Raw genomic sequence first — 5,042 nt, 5'->3', positions numbered from 1 at the left:
GTCATCAACGGCGTGGTGCCGGAAACCATCGGCGGCTCGGCCGACCTCACCGGTTCCAACAACACCAAGACCAGCCAGACCAAGAACATCACGCCGGACGACTACGGCCAGCGCTATGTCCACTACGGCGTCCGCGAGCATGGCATGGCCGCCGCGATCAACGGCCTGACGCTGCATGGCGGCCTGATCGCCTATGGCGGCACCTTCCTCTGCTTCTCCGATTATGCCCGCCCCTCGATGCGCCTTGCCTCGCTGATGGGCATCCGCTCGATCTTCGTCATGACGCATGACTCGATCGGCCTCGGCGAGGACGGCCCGACCCATCAGCCGGTCGAGCACATGGCGGCACTGCGCGCCATTCCTAACCACAACGTGTTCCGCCCGGCCGACGCGGTGGAGACGGCGGAATGCTGGCAGCTCGCGCTGGAATCCAAAAAGACGCCCTCGACCCTGGCGCTGACCCGCCAGAACCTGCCGACCGTGCGCACCGAATTCAACGAGAAGAACCTCAGCGCCTCCGGCGCCTATGAGCTCGCCGCGGCAAACGGCGAGGCGGCTGTGACGATCTTCGCCACGGGTTCTGAGGTCGAGGTCGCCCTCGGCGCCCGCGAGCTGCTCGAGAAGCACGGTCACCCGACCCGCGTCGTCTCGGTGCCCTGCTTCGAGCTGTTCGACCAGCAGAGCGAGGACTACCGCAGGAAGACGATCGGCAACGCCAGGATCAAGGTCGCCATCGAGGCCGGCATCCGCCAGGGCTGGGACCATATCATCGGCAGCGACGGCATCTTCATCGGCATGACCGGCTTCGGCGCCTCGGGCACCATCGAGCAGCTCTATCCGCATTTCGGCATTACGGCGGAAGCTGCGGCGAAAGCAGTGGAAGCGCGCCTGCACGGCAAGTGAAGTCACTGCATGTCGCTGAAAAGCGCACAGCGGTTTTGAGCGACATATGGAAGCAGGAAGGCCCCGGTCCGGCGAAATCATTCAATGGGTTGTGTCGGGCTGGGCTAACCTAATCGATTTAAATTCGGGTATCCTCGGCTGGATTCTTTGTCCGTCCCCCGTTATGAAGCTGCGGACCCATCCGCTTTCCGGCCCCCTAGGGAGAGAAAAATGACCGTCAGAGTTGCCATCAACGGATTTGGCCGCATCGGCCGCAACATCCTGCGCGCGATCCACGAATCCGGCCGCAAGGACATCGACGTCGTCGCCGTCAATGACCTCGGCCCGGTCGAGACCAATGCGCACCTTTTGCGCTACGACAGCGTGCATGGCCGCTTCCCGCATGAGGTGACGGTCGATGGCGACCAGATCTCCGTCGGCGCGGAGAAGTTCAAGGTCACCGCCATCAAGGATCCGACCCAGCTGCCCTGGAAGGAGCTCGGCGTCGACATCGCGCTCGAATGCACCGGCATCTTCACCGCCCGCGACAAGGCCGCCGCGCATCTGACCGCCGGCGCCAAGCGCGTCATCGTCTCGGCTCCGTCCGACGGCGCCGACCTGACGGTCGTCTACGGCATCAACCACGACAAGCTGACCAAGGACCACGTCGTCATCTCGAACGCGTCCTGCACCACCAACTGCCTGGCGCCGCTGGCCGCCGTGCTGCACGAAACCGTCGGCATCGAAAAGGGCATGATGACGACGATCCACTCCTACACCGGCGACCAGCCGACGCTGGACACCATGCACAAGGACCTCTACCGCGCCCGCGCGGCGGCGCTGTCGCAGATCCCGACCTCGACCGGTGCTGCCAAGGCGATCGGCCTGGTGCTGCCCGACCTCAAGGGCAAGCTCGACGGCATCTCGATCCGCGTGCCGACCCCGAACGTCTCGGTGGTCGACTTCAAGTTCATCGCCAAGCGCTCGACCACCGTGCAGGAGATCAACGAGGCGCTTATCGCCGCCTCCCAGGGCAAGCTGAAGGGCGTCCTCTCGGTCACCCATCACCCGAACGTGTCGATCGATTTCAACCACGATCCGCACTCCTCGATCGCGGCGCTCGACCAGACCAAGGTCATGGACGGCAACTTCGTCTCGGTGCTTTCCTGGTACGACAACGAATGGGGCTTCTCCAACCGCATGGGCGACACGGCGGTCGCCTTCGGCAAGACCATCGCCTGAACGCGGGCTTTCTTTTGATCGCGTGAAACGCCCGGCTTCGGCCGGGCGTTTTCGTTCCATATCAGCGGCATGGGGCAAAAAACCACGCCGCCGCCTTGCACTGGTCATGTCTTCGCCCCACTCTGCCGTAAAGCGGGAGGGAGCGGATTTGAGGGGCAATTCCGGATGGAGCATGCGATCTATCTTGTGACGCTGGTCGGCACGGCGCTCGTCGTTGCCGCCGCGTTTTCGAGCCTGATCGCCTTTCGCTTCGGCGCGCCCCTGCTGCTCCTCTTTCTCTGCATCGGCCTTGCCACCGGCGTCGATGGGCTGGGCATCGAATTCGACAACGCACGCCTGGCTTATTTTGCCGGCTCACTGGCTTTAGCCGTCATCCTGTTCGATTCCGGTTTCGGCACGCCGCTCAACGCCTTGCGCCAGGCAGCCGGACCGGCGCTGTCGCTGGCCACTGTGGGCGTGGTCCTGACCACGGGTATTTTCGGCGTCGCGGCCTACTATCTGCTCAATCTCAGCTCGCTGGAATCCTCGCTGCTTGGCGCCGCCGTCGCCTCGACCGACGCGGCGGCGGTGTTCTTCCTGCTGCGCGCCGGCGAAATCCATTTGCGCGAGCGCGTGCGCTCCACCCTCGAGGTCGAATCCGGCACCAACGACCCGATCGCCATCTTCCTGACCATCACTCTGGTCGAGATCATTGCGGCTCACGCCAACCCGGAGGCGAACGTTCTCGCCATCAATCTGGCAGTCGGCTTCCTCATCAATATGGGGCTTGGCGCCGTCATCGGCGTGCTCGGCGGCATGGCAATCGTGCGCCTCGTCGAGCGACTGAACCTCGACCACGGGCTGCTGCCGATCTTCGTGCTGACGCTCTCGCTGATGGTGTTCGCCGCAGCCGGCGCCGTCGGCGGCTCGGGCTTCCTCGCGGTCTACCTCGCCGGGCTCGTCGCCGGCAATTCCGACATCCGCGCCGTCACCATCCTCAAGCGCTTCCAGGACGGCATGTCGTGGCTGGCGCAGATCATCATGTTCCTGATCCTCGGCCTGTTCGCCACGCCGTCGCAGTTCCCGGCGATCCTGGCGCCGGCGATCATGCTGGGCTTGTTCCTGATCTTCGTGGCGCGGCCTTTAGCCGTCTGGCTGTGCCTGATCCCGTTCCGCCTGCCGCGCCCGGAGGTCGCCTTCGTCTCCTGGGTCGGCCTGCGCGGCGCGGTCTCGATCCTGCTTGCCATCACGCCGCTGCTCGGCGGTCTCGAGCAAGGACGTCTGATCTTCAATGTCGCCTTCATCATCGTGCTTGTGTCGCTGGTGGTCCAGGGCTGGACCGTCGGTCCCCTGGCGCGCCGCCTCGGCCTGATCGTGCCGGCGCGGCTCGGACCGCTCGACAAGGTCGAGCTCGAACTTCCGGGCTCCGCGCATCATGAGCTGCTCGCCTATCGCGTGGCGCCCGGCAGCCCGGTGGCGCGCGGCGAGCGCATCCCGCGCTGGGCGAGGCCGTCGCTGGTGCTGCGCGACGGCCGCTCCATGCGCTTCCAGGACATGGGCCGGCTGACCGCCGGCGATCAGGTCTACATCTTCGTGCCGGACCGCTATCCGCGCCTGCTCGACAAGCTCTTCGCCAGCCGCGCCGTGGTCGACCCCGAGGATGCGGACTTCTTCGGCGCATTCGCCCTCGATCCGGCCCGCTCCGCGGGAGAGCTGGAAGCCGCCTACGCGCCGGGTCTCACCGACGCTGAGCAGAAGCTCACCGTCGCAGCACTGGTCACGGAGCGGCTCGGCGGCCACGCCGAATATGCCGACCGCGTGATGATCGGTCCGATCGAGCTGATCGTGCGCGATGTCGACGAGAAGGGCAGGATCACTGGCCTTGGCCTGTCCTTCGAGCCGACCGCGCCGGTGGCGCGCGTGCCGGTTTTCCTGAGCGCCGGCGAGATCGCCGACCGCGTCGCCGCCTTCATTCGCAACTGGCGCAAACCGGCGGAAAAGCAGGCCGCCGGGGACGCGCCAAACGACACGGCGGCGCCCGAACCGGATGGACAAAAGGCAACCAGCGAAAGCTGATGTCTCACTGCGACATTATTTTTGCGCGCACGCCCTAACGCAGACCTTGCATCGTCCCCGCTGCCGGGTAAGGTCGCCGCGTTTTTTCGAGGGAAAGGAACGACCATGGCCGGCTTCAAGACACTCGACGATATCGGCGCCGTCAGCGGCAAGCGCGTCCTGGTGCGCGTCGACCTCAATGTGCCGGTAGCCGACGGCAAGGTGACCGACGCCACGCGCATCGAGCGCATCGCGCCGACCATTTCCGAGCTCTCCGGCAAAGGCGCCAGGGTCATCCTGCTCGCGCATTTCGGCCGGCCCAAGGACGGCCCGTCGGCCGAATTCTCGCTGGAGCCGATCGCCCGGGCGACGGCCGAGGTGCTCGGCCGCCCGGTCGGTTTCGCCTCCGACTGTATCGGCGACAAGGCCGCGGAAGCGGTCGCGGCCATGAAGGACGGCGATGTGCTGCTCCTGGAAAACACCCGCTTCTACAAGGCCGAGGAGAAGAACGAGCCGGCCTTCACCGAAAAGCTCGCCGCCAATGGCGACATCTATGTCAACGACGCCTTTTCCGCCGCGCACCGGGCGCATGCATCGACCGAAGGTCTGGCGCACCGGCTGCCCGCCTATGCCGGACGCACCATGCAGGCCGAGCTCGATGCGCTGGAAAAGGGCCTCGGCAATCCGGTGCGGCCGGTCGTCGCCATTGTCGGCGGCGCCAAGGTCTCGACCAAGATCGATCTCCTGATGAATCTGGTGAAGAAGGTCGATGCGCTGGTCATCGGCGGCGGCATGGCCAATACCTTCCTCGCCGCGCGTGGCACCGATGTCGGCAAATCGCTGTGCGAGCATGACCTTGCCGGCACCGCCAAGCAGATCATGAT

Annotated in this window: 4 protein-coding genes; all 4 read left to right on the top strand. The window is 65.5% G+C overall.

Going from position 1 to position 5,042, the window contains the following annotated elements:
• The coding region (locus EOA38_RS27770; RefSeq protein ID WP_281060122.1) for a transketolase C-terminal domain-containing protein at window positions 1-903 on the top strand (903 nt) is incomplete at its 5' end.
• Window positions 904-1,113: 210 nt separating this feature from the next.
• Entirely contained in the window at window positions 1,114-2,124 is a 1,011-nt protein-coding gene (gene gap / locus EOA38_RS27765; protein ID WP_126091538.1) for a type I glyceraldehyde-3-phosphate dehydrogenase, read from the top strand.
• A gap of 165 nt (window positions 2,125-2,289) precedes the next feature.
• Window positions 2,290-4,179, top strand: a complete 1,890-nt coding sequence (locus EOA38_RS27760; RefSeq protein WP_127300723.1) for a potassium/proton antiporter — start codon at window positions 2,290-2,292, stop codon at window positions 4,177-4,179.
• Window positions 4,180-4,284: 105 nt separating this feature from the next.
• A partial coding sequence (locus tag EOA38_RS27755; protein ID WP_145966094.1) for a phosphoglycerate kinase occupies window positions 4,285-5,042 on the top strand: 758 nt, incomplete at its 3' end.

The organism is Mesorhizobium sp. M1E.F.Ca.ET.041.01.1.1 (assembly GCF_003997355.1).
Classification (GTDB): domain Bacteria; phylum Pseudomonadota; class Alphaproteobacteria; order Rhizobiales; family Rhizobiaceae; genus Mesorhizobium.
Note: the sequence above shows the minus strand (reverse complement) of the source record. Positions and strands in the feature narration are given on the sequence as shown.